Consider the following 20,891-nt stretch of genomic DNA (forward strand, 5'->3'; position numbering starts at 1 on the left):
CGGGAACGTGCGTGGGCTGCCTGGTCCGGGTGCTACTGCTGCTCGGTGAAACCGAACTGGATGATGCCCTCGTCGTCGACAGTGGCGTCCACCGAGGCGTCGCCGAGCAGCTCGGCGGCGTCCGGGTCGAGGAAGATCCGGGCACCCTGGTTGTCGACGACGTGGTCGCCCTGCTCCGGCTCGGGCACCAGCTCCACGGTGAGCGATCCGGCGTCGGCGTCGGCGGCGATCCGCACACCGCCGTCCTCGGCCACGTCCTGCTGGTTGGCGAGGTCACGGATGACGAGCACGGCATTGTCGGTCATGGTGAGCATTTGCGGAACTCCTCGTGGATTCTCGGCTCGCGGTCGGTTGTCGCGCAGACCGGACAGGTGGCCCGCGTACGAGCACGCGTGGGAGGCGACGGGAGGGACGGTCATCGCCGTCGCGTCGAATCGGGGCAGCTGAGGGCCCCTTCCCTGCCCACGGTGCCCGCTGCCGACCGATCCGTCAAATAGAGCCGGATCAGTCGAGCACGGGGGTGGGGGCGAGCAACGAGCGAATCTCGGTGACCGCCGCGCGGCCCGCCCGGTTGGCGCCGATGGTGCTCGCCGAGGGGCCGTAACCGATCAGGTGGACCCGTTCGTCGGCGACCACGCGGGTGCCGTCCATGACGATTCCACCGCCCGCCGCGCGCAGACCGAGAGGCGCCAGGTGGTCGAGCGCGGCGCGGAAACCGGTGCACCACAGGATGATGTCGGCGGGGACGAACCGCCCGTCGGTCCAGGCCACCCCGTTAGGTGTGATGCGGTCGAAGACGGGTAGCCGATCGAGCACGCCACGCTCGCGCAGCCGACGGATCTCGGGTGTGACAGGCAGTCCGGTCACACCCACGACGCTGCCCGGCGGACGTCCGGCCCGTACCGCCGCGTCCACCCGGGCCACGGCGGCCCGGCCCAGCTCCGGGCCGAACTCGCCGTCGCTGAACTCCGGTGGCCGGCGGGTCACCCAGGTGGTGCTGGCCGCGACGGTCGAGACCTCCGCGAGGAGTTGCACGGCGGAGGTGCCGCCTCCGACCACCACCACCCGACGGCCGGCGAACTCGGCCGGCCCCTGGTAGTCGGCGGTGTGCAGCTGTCGCCCCTGGAACGACGAACGACCCGGGTAGTACGGCCAGAAGGGCCTGGTCCACGTGCCGGTCGCGTTGATCAGGGCCCGCGCGGTCCACCTGCCGTGGTCGGCGTCGACGTCGAGGCGGCCGTCCGGGCGCGGGCGTACGGCACGGACCCGCACCGGCCGGCGGACCGGCAGGTCGAAGGTGCGCTCGTACGCGGCGAAGTAGGCGCTTACCGCTTCGGCGGCCGGACGCTGCGGGTCGGCGGGCGGGAAGGGCATCCCGGGCAGGTCGTGGAAGCCGTGCACACGCTCCAGGCGCAGGGTGGGCCAGCGGTGCCGCCAGGCCCCACCCGGGCCGTCGTCACCGTCGAGGACGACGAAGCCGTCGCCGGGAGCGAACCCGGTGCGGCGCAGGTGGTACGCGGCGCTCAGGCCCGCCTGGCCGGCACCGATCACCACGACGTCGACGGAGTGGGTGTTCACGCGTTGTGCAACGCGATGTCCGGCTGCGCTGTGCCCGTCGCGGGTCGTCGCCCTGCTCACAGCGCCGATTCCCCACCGGTTCGCCCGAATTGTCCTTACGCTGGGTGAATGGATGACGCCCGTCGCGCCGCTGCCGAGTTCCTCGGCACCCTGCTGCTGGTGTTCTTCGGCGTGGGTGCGGCCGTCGCCGCCCGGGTGCAGGGTGGCGTGGTGGTCGTCGCGCTGGCCTTCGGGTTCGTCATGCTGGCCCTCGTCTACACGATCGGTCCGCTCTCCGGCAGTCACGTCAACCCGGCGGTGACCCTCGGCGTGCTGCTGTCCGGCAAGATCTCGGCGATCGGCGCGGTGGCCTACTGGATCGCCCAGTTCGCCGGCGCGACAGTGGCCGGCTTCCTGCTCTGGGCGCTGACCCGTTGGGGTGACGTGGCGGACCAGACCGGAGCGCTCGGCTCGAACGGGTACGGCGCGCACATCAACCGGGGCGGCGCGGCCGTGCTGGAGATCGTGCTGACCTTCCTCTTCGTGCTGGTGGTCCTGGTCGTGACCAGTCGTAGCGAGAATCCGGGCACCGCCGGAGTGGCGATCGGGCTGGCCCTGGCGGCGACGCAACTGGTCGGCGTGACGCTGACCGGGGCCGCGGTCAACCCGGCCCGCGCCTTCGGTCCGGCCGTCTTCGAGGGCGGCACCGCGCTGCGCCAGCTCTGGGTTTTCATCGTCTTCCCGCTGCTCGGCGGGGCGCTCGCCGCGCTGGTGGCACCGCTGGCCATGGGCGCGCAGCGACACTACTGGGGCGGTCACACGAAGTCCGTGGGGGGACCGCCGGAACCCGAACGGCAATAACCTTCGACCCAGGCCCTTTCCTGGCGATTACCTTCGTGGCAGCATCGGCGCATGCATCGTCGTCTCTTTCCGCGCGCTGTCGCGCTGCTCGCGCTGGCCGTCACCACGGCCACCGTCGGCGCGTCCGGCGCCACCGCCGAGTCGCCCACTCCCGCGACGACCCGACTGCGCGCCACCATCGACACGATCCTCGCCGACAGCCGGCTGGCCGGCGCACAGACGTCGGTGGTCGTCGTCGACACGAGCACCGGGCAGACGCTCTACGACCGCAACGGCGACCGGCGACTGGTCCCGGCCTCCAACACCAAGTTGCTGACCTCGACCGCCGCCCTGCAACTGCTCGGCCCCGGGCACCACTTCAGCACCGACGTCCACACCACCGGCAAGCGCCGCGCCGGGCTGCTCTCCGGCAATCTGTACCTGCGGGGCGGCGGTGATCCGACAATGCTCGCGGCCGACTACGACGCCCTGGCCGCGCAGGTCGCCGCCGACGGCGTCCGGGTCGTGACCGGCAACCTGATCGCCGACGACACCCGCTACGACCGCACCCGGCTGGGCCCCGACTGGACCTGGGACGACGAGCCCTACTACTACGCCGCGCAGGTCTCCGCGCTGACCGTCGCGCCGGACACCGACTACGACGCGGGCACCGTGATCGTGCACGCCGCGCCCGCCGACCGGGCCGGCGCCCGGCCGGTGGTCACCACCACGCCGCCCACCGGCTACGTCCACATCGACAACCGCGCCGAGACGGTCAGCGAGGGCGAGACCTCGATCTCCATCGAACGCGAACACGGCGGCAACACGATAGTGGTGACCGGTCAGATCGCCGTCGGCGACGAGCCCGCCAGCGACTGGGTGACCGTCTGGGAGCCCACCGGCTACGCGGCGGACGTCTTCCGGGCGGCGCTGCACCGGCACGGCGTACGGGTGCTCGGCCGGACGGTGCTCGGCCAGGCCACCCCGGAGACGGCCCACCCGGTGGCCCGACACGACTCGATGAGCCTCGGTGAGCTGATGACGCCGTTCCTCAAGCTCTCCAACAACGGGCACGCCGAGGTCCTGACCAAGGAGATCGGCCGGGTGCTCTCCGGCGCCGGCACCTGGTCCGCCGGCCTCACCGCGATCAGCGAGTACGTCGCCGACACCGGGATGGACACCGGAACGCTGCGCCAGCGCGACGGCTCCGGCCTGTCCCGGCGCAACCTGGTGCCGGCCACGGAGTTCGTCGACCTGCTGGCCGCCGTCCGGGCGGAGCCCTGGTTCCCCACCTGGTACGCGGCGCTGCCCATCGCCGGACAGCCGGAACGGTTCGTCGGCGGCACGCTGCGCAGCCGCATGGCCGGCACTCCGGCGGCGGGCAACGTACACGCCAAGACCGGCAGCCTCACCGGCGTCTCCGGGCTGTCCGGCTACGTCACCAGCGCGGACGGCCACCTGCTGGCGTTCTCCATCCTGCTGAACAACTACCTGACGGCGTCGGTCAAGCCACTGGAGGACCAGATCGCCGTGGCGCTGGCCAGCCATCGGAATGACGGCGTGAGCGCGGCACGGGTCGCGCCGCCCGCGGTGCCGGAGACGCCGCGTACGCCCGAGGGCGTGGAGTGCTCCTGGGTCAAGCCGATCACCTGCTGACCCGGGGGGCCGGAAACCGGCGCAGCCCCGGCGGTGGGGTCAGGCCGGACGGTTCGGTGTGGGGGGCACCGCCGCGGGGTCGCCGCGCTCGATGAGCGCGGCGATCTCGGCGGCCCGCAGGCCACGCAGCGCCAGCACCCGGGTGCCCCAACGGTGCAGCCGGCACGGGTGTGGGCTGGCGTCGTTGCGACAGACGACCCCGCCGGACCAGCGCCGGGGCGCGTGCACCACCACCGCGCGCACCGCGAACTGGGCGTCCTCGACCGTCACGTACGGCGGCAGGGGAATGTCGCGGAGCACCTCGCCGGGCAGCTCATCGGCGCCGGAGGAAACGGCGGGACGGACGCGGTGGGCGGTACTGCTGCTCATCTGCGCTTACTCCACAGTGGAAGGTGAGACGGGGACAGCAGAAAGTTACGTCGCCGTCGACCGAGCGCGACGGACAAACTGTCCCGCCACCTCGACGGCTCAGCGCAGCGCGACGGCCTGGAGGCCGACGTTGCCGCAGTGCTCGGTGAAGACCTTCTCGACGGTCCAGGTCAGCACCAACCGGGCGTTCTTCGGCAGCTCGAACCGGATGGTGAACTGGGCGCTCTGGCTGGTGTACGGATCCTCCAGGCGTACGGTGCGGACCGGCCCACCGGTGGACAGGCGGGCGTCCAAACGACCCCGTGCCATCCAGATCCCGGCGTAGAGCTGCACGGTGCGCGGCGCCCCGCTGCCGGCGACCGTCAGGGTGAACCCGTTACCCACGCCACAGGTGTAGACGCCGTCGGAACTGCCACGGTCCCACCGCTCGGGTGCGCCGTCGGACCAGCGGACGACCTCCTGGTTGCCGTCCCAGCCGACCCGGGCGCCCTTCCCACCACCGTCGACGATCTCCCCGGAGCCGGAGCGCTTGCGCACTGTCGACTTGCCGCCGCGCAGCCCCCAGTGCATCCAGTCGCGGGTGCCCACAGCGGTGAGGTCGACCTCGGCGGGGACCTCGGCGCGGCTCACCGACAGCAGCGACTCCTCCGGCTTCTTCGGCGGCGGAGCGGGCGCGCTCGTCGACGGCGGCGGCGGGTCGGGCGAGGGCGGACGCTCCCGGGGGCGCAGCCCGGGCAGCGCCGGCCCGGGGTCGGTGGCGTGCCCGTCGGCGGCCGGAAGGGCTGTCGGTCGGGTGGCTCCGGCGGGCACGCCCCCCGAGCCGCCGACCGGACCATCGCCCGATTCCGGGCCGGACCGGGTGCCGAGGTACGCGACGAGCATCGCGAGGCAGACGACCGCGCCAAGCCCTTCCAGCGCCCAGCGCCGTCGCTGTCGGGCACGGGCGAGCCGGCGCAGCGTCCGGTGGCTCAGCCCGAGGGCGATGCTCCGCGGCCGGTGCGACGGCGGTCGGCCGGTCGACTCGTCCCCGGCCCGCGAATCCGCCCGCGTACGGTCCTCGTCCGCCACCGACCCCTCCAGTCCGCCGCCCGGCCACCACCGCACGCGACGGGATCGACCGTCCACTGTGGGTCGCTTCACGTTTGCACAGGCGTGGACGACACGCTAAATCGGGACAGGCTGGCGTGTCCAGTCCGGATCGGGACGGTATGGGACAGCCGGCGATCCCGCGGTCGATCGACCGGGAGCTACCCCGGGTCAGCCGATCCGGAAGCCGAGCGCCTGCGCGATGACGAGGGCCTGCTCGGCGTCCACGATGGCACCGGCCCGTTCGACGGACGTCGGATCCAGCGCCGTGAGGTCGCTGCGCCGCAGGTCGGCGCCGCCGAGACGGCAGTTGTGCAGCTGCGCCCCGGAGAGGTCGACCCCGGTCACCGTGGCACCGGTCAGGTTGGCCCCGGTGAGGTCGGCCTCGCGCATCCGTACGCCGCTCAGCCAGGCGGCGCGCAGGTCCGCCCCGGGCAGCGCGACGAACGACCAGTCGCCGCCGTCGACCCGCAACGGACGAAGCTCGCACTGGACGAAGCTGCTCCCGACCAGCTTGCAGCCGGTGAACTCGGCCTCGAAGAAGTTGCAGCGCCGAAAGACGCAGCGGGTGAACGCCGAGTCGAGATGTCGGGAAGCGTTGAACTGCACGTTGCCGAACGTGCAGCCGGTGAAGACCGCCCCCCGGGTGACCGCCTCGGTCAGGTCCACGTCGAAGAACTCGCACGCCACGAACTGGCGGTCGGTCAGCTCCTCGGCGTACCAGTCCTCGTGGCGGAAGGTCTTGTCCTCGGTCAACTCCGGCATCCGGCCAGGCTAGTGCCGCCCACCGACGCCCCGGAACGGCCCGGTGGGGGCAGCCCCTTCCGGTGGCGGAGTACCGGCGAGTAGGTTCGGCGACGTGAGTGTGGCGCGGAGCAAGGACCCCGATCAGATCGGCTTCGACCCGGCGCGGCTGTCGCGGATCGACGAGCACTTCGGCGGGTACGTCGACGACGGCCGGTTGGCGGGCTGGCAGGTGGTGGTCACCCGGCGCGGCGAGGTGGCGCACTCCTCGACGTACGGCCTGCGGGATCGGGAGTCGGGCGCCCCGGTCGAAGCGGACACGCTCTGGCGGATCTATTCGATGACCAAGCCCGTCACCTCGGTCGCGGCCATGATGCTGTGGGAGGAGGGCCGCTTCGAGCTGACCGACGAGATCAGCCGCTGGCTGCCCGAGTTCGCCGACGTGCGGGTCTACTCGAAGGGCTCGGCCCTCAAGCCGTACACCGTGCCGGCGACCGAGCCGATCCGGGTCTGGCACCTGCTCACCCACACCGCCGGCCTGACGTACGGCTTCATGCAGACCTCGGTGGTCGACGGGATCTACCGGGCGGCCGGCTACGACCTGTACCCGCCGGCGGACGTCGACCTGGCAGGCGCCTGCGCGGCCTTCGGCGAGCTGCCCCTGCTCTTTGAGCCCGGCACGGCCTGGGGCTACTCGGTCGCCACGGACGTGCTCGGTCGGCTGGTCGAGGTCGTCTCGGGGCAGAGCCTGGACGCCTTCTTCGCCGACCGGATCTTCGGCCCGCTGGGGATGACCGACACCCGCTGGTGGGTCGAGGGCGACGAGGCCGAGCGGCTGGCCGCGCTCTACGCACCGGATCCGCGGAGCGGGCGGGCGGTCCGCTACGACCGGCTCGGCACGCTCGCGCACCACAAGCCCGGCCTGCTCTCCGGCGGCGGTGGCCTGATCTCCAGCGCCGCCGACTACCACCGGTTCACGCAGATGCTGCTGCGCGGCGGGGAGCTGGACGGCGTACGCCTGCTCGGGCCGCGCACGGTGCGTTTCATGACCCGTAACCACCTGCCCGGCGGGCAGGATCTGGGCACCCTGTCCACCGGCGGCTTCGCCGAGACCACCCTCGACGGGATCGGCTTCGGCCTCGGCTTCGCGGTGGTCGAGGACCCGGTCCCGAGTCGGGTGCCGAGCAGCGTCGGCGAGTACTACTGGGGTGGGGTCGCCAGCACGGCGTTCTGGGTCGACCCGGCCGAGGAGATCACCGCGCTGCTGTTCACCCAGCTCATGCCGTCGAGCACGTACCCGCTGCGCTCCCAGCTGCGCCAGCTCGTCTACGCCGCTCTCGTCGACTGACCGGGATCGGCGTTCCGCCGACGGGCGGGCGGCCCGGTCCCTAGCCTGGGCTGGTGAGCACCATCGTCGTGTTTGGCGCGGGCGGCACCGCCGGGTCGCGGGTCACCGCCGAGGCGGCCGACCGTGGGCACCGGGTGATCGCCGCCGTCCGCCGCCCGGAGGCCACCTCGTACCTGCCGGCCGGGGTACGGACGGTCACCGGCGACGCCACCAGCGAGCGCAGTGTCCGGGAGCTGGCGCCGGAGGCGGACGCGCTGGTGGTGGCGATCGGCGGCGGCGAGCGCGGGCTGTGGCGCAGCGCCGCGGAGAACCTGGTGACCACGCTGCGGTCGATGCCGGCCGCACCCCGGATCATCCACCTGGGCGGCGGGTCGACGCTGCTCACGCCGCGTGGCACCCGCATCCTCGACGAGCCGGACTTCCCGGAGCAGTATCGGGACGCGGCGCTGGGCCAGGCCGACGCCCTGGACTACTACCGCACCGCCGCCGACGGGGTGAGCTGGACCTACGTCTCCCCGCCGCCGTTGGAGTTCCACCCCGGCGACCGCACCGGGCACTACCGCACCGGCACCGACGAACCGGTCACCGACGACCAGGGCCGGTCGGTGCTCACCTACGAGGACTTGGCGGTCGCGATCGTCGACGAGATCGAGCAGCCCCGGTACGTCAACACGCGCTTCACCGCGGCGTACTGACCGCCGGTCGAGGCCGAGGAACCTACCTCCCCTTCGCGCCCTGTCGAGCTGCCCCAGCTGTGGGGCAACCAACCGCAGAGGACAGCGCGCAGCCCGCCCCATATCTGGGGCAGCTCGACAGGACGCCAACCCACCCGGGGGGTGCGGGCGCGCTCGGAGGTTCGGACGCCGCCGGACCTGGGGTAGCGGTCGCCGCCGCCTACCGGGAAGGCGCGGTCAGTCGGCGAGGCGGGCCGGGAAGCCGCCGGTGGCGATCGGGCCCCAGGCGTCGATGGTGACCCGGATCAGCGACTTGCCCTGGCGCACCATGGCCGCCCGGTAGTCGTCCCAGTCCGGGTGCTCGCCGGAGATGCTGCGGAAGTACTCGACCAGCGGCTCCAGCGCCTCGGGCAGGTCCAGCACCTCGGCGGTGCCGTCGAGCTGCACCCAGGGGCCGTTCCAGTCGTCGGACAGCACGCAGGCCGAGACCCGGGGGTCACGGCGGATGTTGGTGACCTTCGCCCGCTCGGGGTAGGTGGACACGACGAGCCGACCCTGGCCGTCGATGCCGGCGGAGACCGGGGAGGACTGCGGGCGGCCGTCGGCCCGGGTGGTCATCAGCACGACACGGTGCCGAGGCCGGAGGAAGTCGAGCAGGGCGTCCCGGTCGACCCGGGTGTTCTTCGCGATGCTGGGCGCCATCACTCAGTCCTACCAGGGCGGCCACGAACCAGCGGCGGCAGGGCGGCGGGTCAGCAGGGCGGGTCGGCGGGTCGGCGGGTCAGCGGGGGCCGGTGGCGGCGCGGGGCACGGCCTGGGTGGGCACGCGGGGCCGGCCGGCCGGGCGCCAGGCCCGGCCGTTGGCATAGATCACCCGAAAGCCGAGGTACGAGGCCAGCGGTGCCCAGTGCGCGGAGCCCATCCGCAGTTCGGCGGCGTTGTGCCGCTGCCCGTTGGCCAGCACGTCGAGCAGGACGGTTTCGAAGGCCGCCGATTCGACCCAGTCGACGTCCCGGGTGAAACCGCAGATCAGGGCGGCCCCGGTGACCTCCAGGAACTCGCGCAGCACCGCGTCCGACGCGCGCAGGACCGAACAGCTGCCGAAATAGAGCCGGCGCCCCTCGCAGCGGCCGGCCATCAGCTCGGCCACCTCGTTCAGCTCCACCGACTGCCAGTCGGTGAGGCAGAGCCGGCTGGGCTCGCCGTGCATGGCGAAGAAGCCGACACGGTGGTCGGCGTACTGCTTGAGCAGCCAGCGGTCCAGGAAGTAGAACAGCTCGTCGCGGGTGGCCGCGTCCTTGTGGATGAAGCGGATCTTGCCCAGCCGCTCCAGCAGTTCGAGGGTGGGCAGCACGGAACCGCGTTCGTTGAGGTCGCGGTGCCACTGACCCTCGACACAGAAGACGCCACCGCGTGCCACGTGCACCTCCGCCAGTCCGCCGCCCGGGGCTGACGTTACCGGCCCCGCCGGGCGAGGAACATCACCCTGGGTGTGGCCGAATGCGACGTTCGGTGCAGTTCTTGCGCCACCGGGCCGATCGGGGGGAAATGGCTGTTTCGCAAATCAGTCGAATTCACAGCCGATGCCCAGGAACAACGAATCGTGAGGACAATTCTCGTTAATTGCCGCCTAGCGCACCGATCAGTGCGAGGGTGGAAATCACGGGACGTCCCGGTCGATGTCCCGAAGCAACCCCATTCGCTCTCCTATCGGGAGGACTTCTGTGCGCGTAAACACCTTGAAGCGAGTTGCTGTCGCTTTCGCCCTGGCACTGCCCGGGGCAGCGATCGCGTCGGTGGTCGCCGCGCCGGCAGCGTACGCGGACGGCTGCTACACCTGGAACCGCAACCTCTACCAGGGGCGCTCCGGCGACGACGTCCGTCAGCTGCAGATCCGGGTCGCCGGCTGGGCCGGCTACCGGGACATCGTCGAGAACGACGGTCGCTACGGACCGAAGACCGCCGCCGCGGTCAAGCGGTTCCAGCAGGCGTACGGACTGCGCGCCGACGGCGTCGCGGGACCGCAGACCTACGCCAAGCTGTACCAGCTCCAGGACAACGACTGCACGCCCGCGCACTTCACCTACAGCGAGTTGGACAACGGCTGCGGCGGCAGCGGCTGGAGCGGCGGCCCCCTGTCGGCGAACCAGACGAAGCAGAACGCGCTGCGCACCATGTGGAAATTGGAGGCGCTGCGCAAGAGCCTCGGCGACAAGCCGCTGAACGTGTCGAGTGGCTTCCGCAGTCGCGCCTGCAACAACCAGGTCGGTGGCGCCTCGGACAGCCAGCACCTGTACGGCAACGCCGCCGACGTCACCTCGCGGACGTCCTCGCTGTGCCGGGTGGCCAAGGACGCCCGTGACAACGGCTTCAGCGGGATCTACGGGCCGGGCTACCCCGACCACGACGACCACGTGCACGTCGACTCGCGGCGCGAGAACAACAGCGACCACAGCTCGAACACGACGAGCTGGTCCGCGCCGGACTGCGGCGTCGGCGCCGGTAACGACTGAACGAACCGGCCGGTGTGACGTCGGCCCGGCGCGGGTGGGGAATCTCCGCGTCGGGCCGACGTCGTGTCGCCCCGGACAGGGCGGGCGGGGGTGGCGCCGCTCAGCTGGCCCGGGGCCAGCGCGGCGCGGTGACACCGGGAGTCACCGGCCGGCCGGCAGAGGCCTGTCGTACCCCCGCAGGGGTGACGCGCGCGGCCTGGTGTCGCGCCGGGAGCCCGGCGCGGCCGGGAGCCGGCGCCGGATAGCCGGCGGTCGCCGCCGGCCGGGCGCCGGTGGGACGCGCGGACGACGGCCCGGTCGCGGTGAACGGGAAGGGCACGTGCACGAAGGGGTTGCCGTGCTGGATCAACGCCTCGATCTGGCGCTCGTTGAGCCCGTGTGTCTCAAGAACCCGACGCCCCCACCGGTGCAGTCGGCACGGGTAGGAGGCGCCGTCGTTGCGACACAACGGCCCGGTCGGCCACTCCTCGGCGGTGTGCACGACCACCGCCCGGACCGCGAGCCGGACATCCTCGGGTGTCAGTTGTGCCGGCAGCGGCACCTCACCCAGCACCTGGTCGATGGGATCCGTCGACTGCTCACCAACACGCACGGCAGGCCTCCCGCAGTTCGGCAGCGGTACGGCGGACCCACCGCACCGACATCCTCGGGCAGTGGTACGGCCGGCATCTGACGAAAGTTCAATCCCCCGCCCCCTAACCGTCCCCCTAATGCGCGCTCAGACGAGGTCCGCGTCGTGCACCAGCAGGGCCACCTGGACCCGGTTGTTGAGATCGAGCCGGGTGAGCAGCCGGGAGACGTACGCCTTCACCGTCGCCACGCTCATGAACAACTCCCCCGCGATCTCCGCGTTGGTGCGGCCCCGCCCCAGCGCCACCGCCACCTGACGCTCCCGCTCGCTGAGCCCGTCGAGCAGCCGCAGCGCCCGCTCGCGACGCGGATCCGGGCCGGCCAGACCCGGGACGGCGGCGGTCACGTGGTCGATCAGCGTGCGGGTCACCGTCGGGGAGAGCGTCGCCTCCCCCGCGGCCACCCGGCGTACCGCGTGCACGATGTCCGCCGGAGGGGTGTCCTTGAGCAGGAAACCGGCCGCGCCGGCGCGCAGCGCCCGCAGCACCTGCTCGTCGGCGTCGAAGGTGGTCAGCACCAGCACCTCCGGCGGGTTCGGTCGCGCGCGCAGCGCCTCGGTGGCGGTGAGCCCGTCCACCCGGGGCATCCGGATGTCCATCAGGACCACGTCCGGGGCGTACGCGGCGACCGCCGCCGGAACCTCGCCGCCGTCGGCAGCCTCACCCACCACCCGCAGGTCCGCCAGGCCGCCGAGGATCATCGAGAGGCCCGCCCGGACCAGCGCGTCGTCGTCCACGATCAGCACCCGCACCGGAGCGGTGGCCTCCCCGGCCCCGCCGGACGGCCCGGTCACGCCGGCCACGGCAGCCAGGCGGCCAGCCGGAAGTCGCCGGCCTCGTCCCGCCCGTGCGCCAACCGGCCTCCGGCCAGGGTGACCCGCTCGGTGATGCCGACCAGCCCGGTGCCGGCGCCCGGCAGTTCGCCCCCGGCCGGCGTGCCCAGCGGCCACCGGTTGGAGATCGCCACGGTCAGCCCGGTGCCCGGGCCACCGGCCACGTCCACGGTGACGGCCGCACCGGCCGCGTGCTTGCGGGCGTTGGTCAGGCCCTCCTGCACGATCCGGTACGCCGCCCGCCCCAGCGCCGCCGGCACGGCCCCGGGCGCGACGACGCTGTCGGTGAGGTTCACCCGCACCCCGGCCGCGCGCGACTCCTCGATCAGGGCGGGCAGGTCGGCGAGGGTGGGCTGCGGCGGCTCGGGGGCGTCGCCGGTGTTGTCGCCGTCGGCGCGGAGCACACCGATGACCTCCCGCAGGTCCTGCAGGGCGGCGTGTGCGCTGCCCCGGATCACCCCGGCGGCCCGGGCGACCTCGTCGGCCGGCGCGTCGGGGCGGAACTCCAACGCGCCCGCGTGCAGGCTCAGCAGCGAGATCCGGTGGGCCAGCACGTCGTGCATCTCCCGGGCGATGCGGGTGCGTTCGAGGTGTCGGGCCTGGGCGACCCGCAACTGCTGCTCGGCCTCGGCCCGCTCGGCCCGCTCCCGCAGCGACACGATCAACTGTCGCCGGGCCCGGACGAACATCCCCCAGGCCAGCACGGCGATCGTGATCACCACGCCCCACGACACGGTGGCCCAGTACGGCCAGTTCGGGTCCGGACGCGCCCAACTGAAGATCAGGTTGGTGACGAGACCGGCACCGGTGAACGCGATCGCGACGGCGGTGCGGCGGTGCACCACGACGGTGAAGTACAGAATCAGCAGCGGGACGGCCGCGGCCAACGAGAACGCGCTCAACGGCAGGGTGGCCACCGCCAACCCGAGCGGCCACCGCCGCCGCACCCACAGCAGCCCGCAGGAGGCCAGCCCGAGCAGCGCGTCCACACCGACCATCCAGTCGTGCGGCAGCGGAATCGCCGTCTCCGGGGAGGGCGACAGGGCGTCCACGGTGGCGAACAACACCCAGAGCAGCCCGGCCAGGAACGCGAGGCTGTCCACGATCCAGTCACGGGTGGTGCGGCGCGGATGTGCCCGGTCACGTTCGCGTTCGCCCGGCACGACCAGCTCCCCTGGCAGCAGCCAGGGGTGTTCCGGGACGGCGAGGCTGGTCACGCGCCCATGCTAGGCAGCAACGGGCACCGGCAACCAGCTACCAAAGTATCGACCGGAGCGTCGACCAAGGTCGGTGCGACACCGACCCGCGGCCGCAGCGGATGGCCGGGGGGCGCGGGCACGCTCGTCGGCATGATCACCGTGGAGAACCTCACCAAGCGATACGGGCCACACCCGGCGGTGGACGACGTGTCGTTCCAGTGCGAACCGGGCACGGTCACCGGCTTCCTCGGCCCCAACGGCGCCGGCAAGTCGACCACCATGCGGATGATCTGCGGCCTCACCGCGCCGACGGCCGGCCGGGCCACCGTCTCCGGGCGCCCCTACCGGGACCTGCCCAACCCGGGGCGGGAGGTCGGGGTGCTGCTGGACGCCTCCGCCCAGCACGCCGGGCGCACCGGCCGCGAGGCGTTGACGCTGTCCGCGTACACCATGGGTCTGGACAAGCGCGAGGTCGCCGCGAAGCTCGACCTGGTCGGGTTGAACGCGGTGGCCGCGAAGCGTCGGGTCCGGGCGTACTCGCTGGGGATGCGCCAGCGGCTCGGCCTGGCGCAGGCGCTGCTCGGTGACCCCCGGGTGTTGATCCTCGACGAGCCGGCCAACGGCCTGGACCCGGAGGGGATCTTCTGGATGCGCGGCCTGCTGCGCGACTTCGCCGACCGGGGCGGCACCGTGCTGCTCTCCTCCCACCTGCTGCGCGAGGTGGAGGCGGTCGCGGACCGGCTGGTGGTGATCGGGGGCGGCCGGATCGTGGCCCAGGGCGACAAGAACGACCTGCTCGCCGGGGGCGGCTCGCTCGTGCGGGCCCGCGACGGCGCGGCGTTGCGCCGGGCACTGGACACGGCGGGCCTCAGCGCCACCGACGGCACCGACGGTCTGCTCGTGCAGGCCGACGCCGAGACGGTCGGCCAGGCCGCCGCGGACGCGGGCGTCGCGCTGGCCGAGCTGCGCCCGGCCGGCAGCGGTGGCCTCGAACAACTCTTCCTCACCCTCACCGCCGGCGAGTCCACCAAGGAGGCCGTCCGATGACCACCACCACCGCGCCCGCCGCCGGGCCCGTCGCGCCCCGGCAGCACACGGCGGTACGCCGTCCGTCGCTGCTCCGGCTCACCGCCGTGGAACTGCGCAAGCTCGTCGACACCCGGGCCGGCCGTTGGCTGCTGATCACCATCGGCCTGGTCACCGCCGCGATCGTCACCCTCCAGCTGATCTACGCGAAGGACGCCGACCAGACCTTCCTCGACTTCTTCGGCCCCTCGCTGCTGCCGGTGTCGGTGCTGCTGCCGGTGCTGGGCATCCTGTCGATCACCAGCGAGTGGTCGCAACGCACCGCCCTCACCACGTACGCCCTGGTGCCCCGCCGCGAGCGGGTGATCAGCGCGAAGCTGAACGCCGTCGTGCTCACCGCGTTCGCCTCGGTGCTGGCCAGCCTGGCCGTCGCCGCCGTCGGCACGCTCGTGGCGTCCGCCACCGGCGGCGCGGGCACCTGGCAGTTCGACTGGTCGCTGCTGCTGAACGCGGCGATCCTCCAGGCCGCCAGCGTGCTGATGGGTGCGGCCTTCGGTCTGTTGCTGCTCAATCCGCCGTTGGCGATCGTCGGTTATCTGCTGCTGCCCACCCTGTGGGCGGTGCTCGGCGAGATGGTCCGACCCCTGCGCGGCCCATCCGGCTGGCTGGACACCAACCGGACCATGGAACCGCTGTTCAGCGGCGACGCGCTCACCGGTGGGCAGTGGGGCCGTCTGGCGGTGTCCCTGCTCGTCTGGATGGTCCTGCCCCTGGCCGTCGGCCTGGTCCGGACGCTGCGCCGCGAGGTGTCCTGACCATGGACCTGGCCGGTCACCGTCCGCGCACCACCGTCAGCGGCGGCCCGCTGGAACTGGCGGTCCTCTGGGGTGGTTTCCCGCTGCTCGGCGCGGGCGCCGGATGGCTCCTCGCGGCGACGACAGGCTGGCTCGCCCGGCTGCCCTGGGTGCCGTTCAGCGACCTCGTCGAGTGGCTGGACCGGCTGCCCCAGCCGCAGGCCACCGCCGGCACAATCGCCGTGGGCACCCTCGCCGGCCTGGTCCTCGCCGGGATCGGCACCGCCGAACGACTGATCGTCAGCGTCGACGCGGCGCAGGTCCGGCTGCGCCGCGCCGATGAGAACCGGACCGTCGCACGGGCCGACACCCGGGTCGTCTTCCTCGCCGACAAGCACCTGGTGCTGCTCGACGCCGACGGGGCGGAACTGGTGCGGGAGTCGACGGACCTGCCCGCCGCCCGGCTCGCCGCCGCGTTCCGGGCGCACGGCTGGGCCTGGGCGGACGACGATCCCCACCGGTCGGCGTACCGGCTGTGGGTGCCCGACCTGCCCGGTCTGCCCGCCGGCGCGGACGCGCTGCTGCGCGCGAGGGAGCGCGCGATCGAGCGGGACCGCCGCGACGACGCCCGGGAGCTGCGACGGGAGCTGGGACGACTCGGGGTGGTGCTGCGCGACGAGGGCAAACGCCAGTACTGGCGGACCGCCGTCCCCGGTGCGGGACAACCGACTTCGGCCGAGCAGGAGCCGAAGGGACGGTAGCGTCTGTCCCAGGAGATCCTGGGAGCGCGCGATGACCGAGCAGCAGCCGTACCGGGTGGTGTCCCGACACCCCGGCTTCGAGCTGCGCCGCTACCCGGCTCACCTGGTGGCCGAGATGCAGATCCAGGCGTCGTTCACCCGGGCCCCGATCGAGGCGTTCCGGCCGCTGGCCGCCTACCTCGGCGGCGCCAACCGGGCCCGACACCCGATCGGCTCGGCCGGGCCGCCGATGTCGGCGGCCGGCGACTCGGAGAAGATCGCCATGACCGTGCCGGTGGTCCAGATCGAGGGCGAGCGGCCGGGGGCTTACCTGATCCAGTTCGTCATGCCGGCCACCTTCACCACCGCCACCCTGCCCGAGCCGGTGGACACCCGGGTGCGCGTCCACGAGGTCCCGGCACGCCTGGCGGCGGCCATGCGGTTCTCCGGGCGGTGGACCGAGCAGGCGTTCAGTCAGCGGGCCACCATGCTCGGACGGTCGGTGACCGCGGCCGGGCTGCAACCGACCGGCGCGATCCGGTACGCGCGCTTCGACCCGCCGTGGAAGCCGTGGTTCCTGCGCCGCAACGAGGTCGTGCTGCCCGTCGTGGAGTAGCTAGCGGCGACGGTTGTCGACCACCGGCCAGGCCAGCAGCAGCCCCATTCCCAGCCCGGCGAGCAGCCCGGCCAGCGAGAGCAGCAGGTCGGAGTCGGCGGAGTTGATCGGGCTGTTGCCGGCCAGCGCGGTGAACGTCGCGCCGACCGGGAGCAGCACCATCATGGCGACGGCCGCGGCCAGCAGCATCGGCACCGGGCCCACCAGCGCGGCGAGACCGGCGAGCGCGTGCTGCCGCCAGGCCGGTCGACCGCCCGGCCAGTCCCACGCCAGCAGGGTGACGCCGGTGAGCAGCACCGCGCCGAGCGCGATCATCGGCAGGATGCGCGGGCCGGGCGGGACCGCCCGGACCAGCGCGACACCGCCGATGGCGACCGCGCCGAGCCCGACGGCCAGCAGGCGGCGGCCCCGGGTGCGGGCCGGTGCCGCCGCCAGGGCGACGACGACGGTCAGGGCGACCAGGAGCACGCCGGTGGCGAAGGCCGCCGGCGTCAGCTCCGGCTCCCGGTCGGTAGGTGACTCGATGCCGGCCGCCACCACCGCCAGCACCCCGGCCACGCAGGCCGCGCCGGTCAACACCCGCCGGTCGGTGGTGGGGGGCCGGCCCCGATCCCGCCACACCAGGACGGCCGCCAGCACGCCGAGCGCCGCCGCACCGTAGACGGCGAGCAGGACCGTCGACCCCGTGCCGGCCGGGTCCGCCCGGTCGATCGCCACGTCGGCCGCGATCCAGAGCCCACCGAGCACGACCGCCGGAGCGCCCCACCGGAGCTGCCCCCGGCCCGCCAGCAGCAACCCGAGCACGATCGCGACGATCGCCACGAACCGCAGATCCCGTGCCCAGTAGGCGTTGTTGCCCGGCAGCCGCTCCGACCACGGGCCGATCGGCTCGGTCAACGGCTGCCACACCGCCATGCCGACCGCCCAGATCAGCACGGCTGCGGCAGCCAGGAGCAGCCCGACCGGGCGCGCGAATCGCATCCGTCGACGGTAGCCGCCCGATCGCCGTCACGGGGGCCGCGGTCATCCGACGAGGCCGACCGGCGACCGCGCGGGACGGTGCCGCATCATCCGCCACGTCGGCAACGCGCTCGCCAGCGCCGCGAGCAGCAGGCACAGCCCCACCACACCGGCGACCACCGACCACGGCACCACCAGGTCGACGGGGGCACCCACCTGGTCGGCGAGACCGGCGCGGATGCTCAGCAGACCGACGAACGCGACAGCCCCACCCAGCAGCGCGCCGATCAGGACCACCACTGCCGACTCGGCCGTGACCAGCCAGAGGACCTGCCGTCGGGTCGCCCCGGCCAACCGGATCAGCCGCAGGTCGGCGGCGCGGCCGGCAGCGGCCAACAGCAGCGTGTTGGCCACCGCGATGGCGCCGTAACCGGCGGACACCCCGATGAGCAGCAACGTGAAGAGCCAGACGAGACGGTCCTCGGCGGCGTCCGCCTCGGCCGCCCAGGTGGCGACGTCGACGACCCGCGCGCCGGCCGGAGGGTCGATCCGGTCCGGGACATACACAGTGGACGTGAGCGCCGACGGGTCGTGCGTACGCACCACGGCCCGGGGCACCAGCAGGTCGCCGGGGATCGAGGTGTCGCTGACCACGGCGACGACGCGCAGCGACACCGACGTCCCGTCCGCGAAGACCACCGCGTACGCCTCGGACGGCCGCAGGTTCGCCGCTTCGGTGACCACCACCGTGTCGTCACCGCGCAGGTCGTCGAGCGAGCCGGCGACGACGGTCAGCGCCCGGTTCGCGGCGGCGAAGCCGGCCGGCTCCACGCCGAGCGCGGTCAGCGGCCGGTCCGCAGGCAATTCTCCGGGATCGGTGCGGTAGACGGTGGTCGGCAGGAGGGCGGTGCCACCTGTCGCGGCGACGGCCCGGTCCGACAGGCCCGGTGCCCGGTCGGGCACCAGGATCCAGCCGGCGTTGACGTTGTCGGCCCGACCAGCCGCGTAGGCGGCGGTGGTGGTGCGCACCATCCCGGACACCAGCACCGCGAACGCGACGGTGAGCAGCACCGGCGCGGCGATGGCGGCGGTCCGCCGGGTCGCGGTCAACGCCCCGCCCCGGACCAGCATTCCGATCGCGCCTCCGGGCCCACGCAGCGGCGACCGCAGCAGCCGTACGACCGGCCCGACCACCGCCGGGGCGAGCACTGTGGCACCGGCCACCAGCGCCATCACCGCGTACAGGGCGTACTGCGCGGCGATCCGGGCCTCGTCGGCGGTCGCCGTTGCGACACTGAGGGCGAGCCCCGCCGCGACGAGGAGCGCCCCGACGGCGACGCGAACCCGCCCGATCGGGCGCTGTTCCACAGCGGCCTCGCGCAACGCCTCCAGCGGGCGGACCCGCGCCGCTCGGCGGGACGCCGACCAGACGGCCAGCAGCGCGATCACCGGCCCGGCGGCGAACGAGACCGCGACCGGCCAGAGTTCATAGCGGACCCGGAAGGTCGACGGTTCGTAGCCGACGTCGACGAGCAGCCGACCCAGCAGCGGGGCGAGCGCCGCGCCGACCAGCAGGCCGACGAGCCCGGCTGCGGCGCCGACGGCGAGCGCCTCCGCGTACACCATGCGGCGGACCTGACGTCCGGTCGCGCCGACGGCGCGCAGCAGGCCCAGCTCGCGGCGGCGCTGCGCGATGGTGAACGCGAAGGTGGAGGCGACCACGAACACCGTGACGAAGCCGGCGAGGGCCGCCGTGGCGGTGAGCACCTGCATGCCGATCCACCGGGTACGGGCGTCGCCGCGCGGTTCCAGCGCACCACGGGCGGCACCGGTGAGCACCTGTCCGTCGCCGCCGACGACTCCGCGCGCCGCCGTGGCGACCCGCTCGGGGTCGGCTCCCGGCGCGAGCATCAGCCCGATGGCCCGGACACCGGGCGCGAGCGCGGCGGCGACCTCGTCCGCGACAAGGACGCCGGGCCCGTCGACCAGACCGGTGACGGTGTACGCCTCCGGACCGGCGGCGGTCAGCAGGGTGACCGGTGCGCCGGTCCGCAGCCCGAGCGCGCGGTCGACGACGACCTCGCCGGGTCTGCGGGGCGGCTCGCCGGCCGTGCGGCGCAGCCCACCGAGCTGGGCGCTGGACCAGCCGTGCCCCTGGTGGGCGTCCTCCCGTCGGGTGTCGGCGGCCACGGGCCGACCGTCGACGAGGGGCTGGGCGTAGAAGGTCCGGTCCGGCACCACGGTGGCGACACCGGGCAGCGCTGCCAGCCGGCCGACGAGTCCCGCGGTCGCCGTGGCGGACCAGGGCCGGGTCGGCACGAAGGCGTCGGCCGACGCGCCCGCCTCGGGGCTCTGCACCACGACCGCCGCCCGCGCCAACCGGTCCGGCACCTGCGGACGCCCGGAGGCGAGGAGGAGGGTGGCCGCCGCGACGAGCGCGACCCCGATGGCGACGGCCACGAACGCGCTGGCCGACCGCCGGACGCTCAGCACGACGACTCCGCCGGAACGGTTTCCCGCTCGGCGATCCGGGCGGCGACGGCAGCGGCGGTGATCGGGCCGGTCAGCTCGTCGACGACGCGACCGTCGGCGAGCAGGAGGACCCGATCGGCGTACGCGGCGGCGGCGGGATCGTGGGTCACCATCACCACTGTCTGCCCGTGGTCGTCGACGAGCGCCCGCAGCAGCCGGAGCACCTGCCGGGACGCCGAGCTGTCCAGCGCCCCGGTCGGCTCGTCGGCGAACACCACGGCCGGACGGGTGATCAACGCGCGGGCCACTGCGACACGCTGCTGCTCCCCGCCGGACAGCTCACTCGGCCGGTGCCCGGCCCGGTCGGCGAGTCCGACCGCGTCGAGGGCGGCGGCGACGTCCGCGGCCGGCGGGCGGCGGCGGGCCAGGCGCGACGGCAGCTCGACGTTCTGCGCGGCGGTCAACGTGGACACCAGGTTGAACGCCTGGAACACGAAACCGATCCGGTCGCGCCGCAGCCGGGTCAGCTCGTCCTCGCCGAGGTCGTCGAGGCGGACGCCGTCGATCGTGACGACCCCCTCGGTCGGGCGGTCCAGCCCCGCCGCGCAGTGCAGCAGGGTGGACTTTCCCGAGCCCGAGGGGCCCATCACCGCAGTGAACGTGCCGCCCGCGAAGCTGGTGGTCACGCCGTCGAGCGCTGTCACCCGCCGGTCTCCGGTGCCGTACACCGTCCGCAGCCCCGTCAGGGTCACCGTGTCTGTGGTCATGACCGTCACGGTGCCGAACACGGGGGGTGCGGCGCGTCGTGCCGGGGCGGGCACTTTCCGGCCCTCCC

At 73.5% G+C, this 20,891-nt stretch carries 22 protein-coding genes; 9 read left to right on the forward strand and 13 right to left on the reverse strand.

Annotation, left to right across the window (positions count from 1 at the left end):
- Window positions 1-32 precede the first annotated feature (32 nt).
- A complete protein-coding gene (locus tag AB0B39_RS01415; RefSeq protein ID WP_007456076.1) occupies window positions 33-314 on the reverse strand; it encodes an adhesin in 282 nt (93 codons plus the stop codon).
- Between the two features lie 190 nt (window positions 315-504).
- Complete coding sequence (locus AB0B39_RS01420; protein WP_357573208.1) at window positions 505-1,578, reverse strand: NAD(P)-binding domain-containing protein; 1,074 nt, start codon at window positions 1,576-1,578, stop codon at window positions 505-507.
- A 108-nt stretch (window positions 1,579-1,686) separates the two neighbouring features.
- Here AB0B39_RS01420 and AB0B39_RS01425 point away from each other — a divergent pair, with 108 nt between their 5' ends.
- Window positions 1,687-2,418, forward strand: a complete 732-nt coding sequence (locus tag AB0B39_RS01425) for an aquaporin (RefSeq protein WP_357493964.1) — start codon at window positions 1,687-1,689, stop codon at window positions 2,416-2,418.
- 51 nt (window positions 2,419-2,469) lie between these two features.
- Window positions 2,470-4,053 (forward strand): D-alanyl-D-alanine carboxypeptidase/D-alanyl-D-alanine-endopeptidase, encoded by a 1,584-nt coding sequence (dacB, locus tag AB0B39_RS01430; RefSeq protein ID WP_357573209.1) that lies wholly within the window; start codon window positions 2,470-2,472, stop codon window positions 4,051-4,053.
- 39 nt (window positions 4,054-4,092) lie between these two features.
- Here dacB and AB0B39_RS01435 read toward each other — a convergent pair whose 3' ends face one another.
- The 3 genes from AB0B39_RS01435 to AB0B39_RS01445 all read right to left on the reverse strand — a co-directional run bounded on the left by AB0B39_RS01435 (window position 4,093) and on the right by AB0B39_RS01445 (window position 6,273).
- Entirely contained in the window at window positions 4,093-4,422 is a 330-nt protein-coding gene (locus AB0B39_RS01435) for a hypothetical protein (protein WP_357573210.1), read from the reverse strand.
- Between the two features lie 99 nt (window positions 4,423-4,521).
- Window positions 4,522-5,490 carry a hypothetical protein gene (locus tag AB0B39_RS01440; protein WP_357573211.1) on the reverse strand — a complete coding sequence of 323 codons (969 nt, stop codon included), beginning with the start codon at window positions 5,488-5,490 and terminating at the stop codon, window positions 4,522-4,524.
- Window positions 5,491-5,679: 189 nt separating this feature from the next.
- Complete coding sequence (locus tag AB0B39_RS01445; protein ID WP_234581531.1) at window positions 5,680-6,273, reverse strand: pentapeptide repeat-containing protein; 594 nt, start codon at window positions 6,271-6,273, stop codon at window positions 5,680-5,682.
- Window positions 6,274-6,367: 94 nt separating this feature from the next.
- Between AB0B39_RS01445 and AB0B39_RS01450 the strand changes: the two genes are divergently transcribed.
- Entirely contained in the window at window positions 6,368-7,600 is a 1,233-nt protein-coding gene (locus AB0B39_RS01450; protein ID WP_357573212.1) for a serine hydrolase domain-containing protein, read from the forward strand.
- 53 nt (window positions 7,601-7,653) lie between these two features.
- The gene (locus AB0B39_RS01455; RefSeq protein ID WP_234581533.1) at window positions 7,654-8,295 is read left to right on the forward strand and encodes an NAD(P)H-binding protein; all 642 of its coding nucleotides are present in this window, start codon (window positions 7,654-7,656) and stop codon (window positions 8,293-8,295) included.
- Between the two features lie 216 nt (window positions 8,296-8,511).
- On the opposite strand, the gene AB0B39_RS01460 is transcribed toward AB0B39_RS01455, so the two are convergent.
- Window positions 8,512-8,976 (reverse strand): PPOX class F420-dependent oxidoreductase, encoded by a 465-nt coding sequence (locus AB0B39_RS01460; protein WP_357493953.1) that lies wholly within the window; start codon window positions 8,974-8,976, stop codon window positions 8,512-8,514.
- Window positions 8,977-9,055: 79 nt separating this feature from the next.
- The gene (locus AB0B39_RS01465) at window positions 9,056-9,694 is read right to left on the reverse strand and encodes a DUF6642 family protein (protein WP_234581535.1); all 639 of its coding nucleotides are present in this window, start codon (window positions 9,692-9,694) and stop codon (window positions 9,056-9,058) included.
- 304 nt (window positions 9,695-9,998) lie between these two features.
- On the opposite strand from AB0B39_RS01465, the gene AB0B39_RS01470 reads away from it, so the two are divergent.
- Window positions 9,999-10,787: a D-Ala-D-Ala carboxypeptidase family metallohydrolase gene (locus AB0B39_RS01470; protein WP_234581536.1), complete on the forward strand. Its 789-nt coding sequence runs from the start codon at window positions 9,999-10,001 to the stop codon at window positions 10,785-10,787.
- 100 nt (window positions 10,788-10,887) lie between these two features.
- Here AB0B39_RS01470 and AB0B39_RS01475 read toward each other — a convergent pair whose 3' ends face one another.
- The 3 genes from AB0B39_RS01475 to AB0B39_RS01485 form a co-directional block, all read right to left on the reverse strand.
- On the reverse strand, window positions 10,888-11,379 hold the full coding sequence (locus AB0B39_RS01475) for a hypothetical protein (protein WP_357573213.1): 492 nt from the start codon (window positions 11,377-11,379) through the stop codon (window positions 10,888-10,890).
- 126 nt (window positions 11,380-11,505) lie between these two features.
- The gene (locus AB0B39_RS01480; protein ID WP_357493950.1) at window positions 11,506-12,219 is read right to left on the reverse strand and encodes a response regulator transcription factor; all 714 of its coding nucleotides are present in this window, start codon (window positions 12,217-12,219) and stop codon (window positions 11,506-11,508) included.
- Window positions 12,207-13,466 (reverse strand): histidine kinase, encoded by a 1,260-nt coding sequence (locus AB0B39_RS01485; protein ID WP_357573214.1) that lies wholly within the window; start codon window positions 13,464-13,466, stop codon window positions 12,207-12,209. The genes AB0B39_RS01480 and AB0B39_RS01485 overlap by 13 nt, the downstream gene beginning before the upstream one ends.
- A gap of 132 nt (window positions 13,467-13,598) precedes the next feature.
- On the opposite strand from AB0B39_RS01485, the gene AB0B39_RS01490 reads away from it, so the two are divergent.
- From AB0B39_RS01490 to AB0B39_RS01505, 4 genes are read left to right on the forward strand one after another with little or no spacing between them, the layout of a single operon-like run.
- Entirely contained in the window at window positions 13,599-14,495 is an 897-nt protein-coding gene (locus tag AB0B39_RS01490) for an ATP-binding cassette domain-containing protein (RefSeq protein ID WP_357493946.1), read from the forward strand.
- Entirely contained in the window at window positions 14,492-15,289 is a 798-nt protein-coding gene (locus tag AB0B39_RS01495) for an ABC transporter permease (protein WP_357573215.1), read from the forward strand. The genes AB0B39_RS01490 and AB0B39_RS01495 overlap by 4 nt, the downstream gene beginning before the upstream one ends.
- A gap of 2 nt (window positions 15,290-15,291) precedes the next feature.
- On the forward strand, window positions 15,292-16,029 hold the full coding sequence (locus tag AB0B39_RS01500) for a hypothetical protein (RefSeq protein WP_357493942.1): 738 nt from the start codon (window positions 15,292-15,294) through the stop codon (window positions 16,027-16,029).
- A 31-nt stretch (window positions 16,030-16,060) separates the two neighbouring features.
- Complete coding sequence (locus AB0B39_RS01505; RefSeq protein WP_357493940.1) at window positions 16,061-16,624, forward strand: heme-binding protein; 564 nt, start codon at window positions 16,061-16,063, stop codon at window positions 16,622-16,624.
- Here AB0B39_RS01505 and AB0B39_RS01510 read toward each other — a convergent pair whose 3' ends face one another.
- The 3 genes from AB0B39_RS01510 to AB0B39_RS01520 are packed head-to-tail and all read right to left on the reverse strand — an operon-like array spanning window position 16,625 to window position 20,823.
- The gene (locus tag AB0B39_RS01510) at window positions 16,625-17,605 is read right to left on the reverse strand and encodes a hypothetical protein (RefSeq protein WP_357573216.1); all 981 of its coding nucleotides are present in this window, start codon (window positions 17,603-17,605) and stop codon (window positions 16,625-16,627) included.
- A 42-nt stretch (window positions 17,606-17,647) separates the two neighbouring features.
- A complete protein-coding gene (locus AB0B39_RS01515) occupies window positions 17,648-20,077 on the reverse strand; it encodes an ABC transporter permease (protein WP_357573217.1) in 2,430 nt (809 codons plus the stop codon).
- Window positions 20,071-20,823, reverse strand: a complete 753-nt coding sequence (locus AB0B39_RS01520; protein ID WP_357493934.1) for an ABC transporter ATP-binding protein — start codon at window positions 20,821-20,823, stop codon at window positions 20,071-20,073. The genes AB0B39_RS01515 and AB0B39_RS01520 overlap by 7 nt, the downstream gene beginning before the upstream one ends.
- Window positions 20,824-20,891: the final 68 nt, after the last annotated feature.

Origin of the sequence: Micromonospora sp. NPDC049114 (assembly GCF_040648635.1) — a bacterium.
GTDB lineage: Bacteria > Actinomycetota > Actinomycetes > Mycobacteriales > Micromonosporaceae > Micromonospora.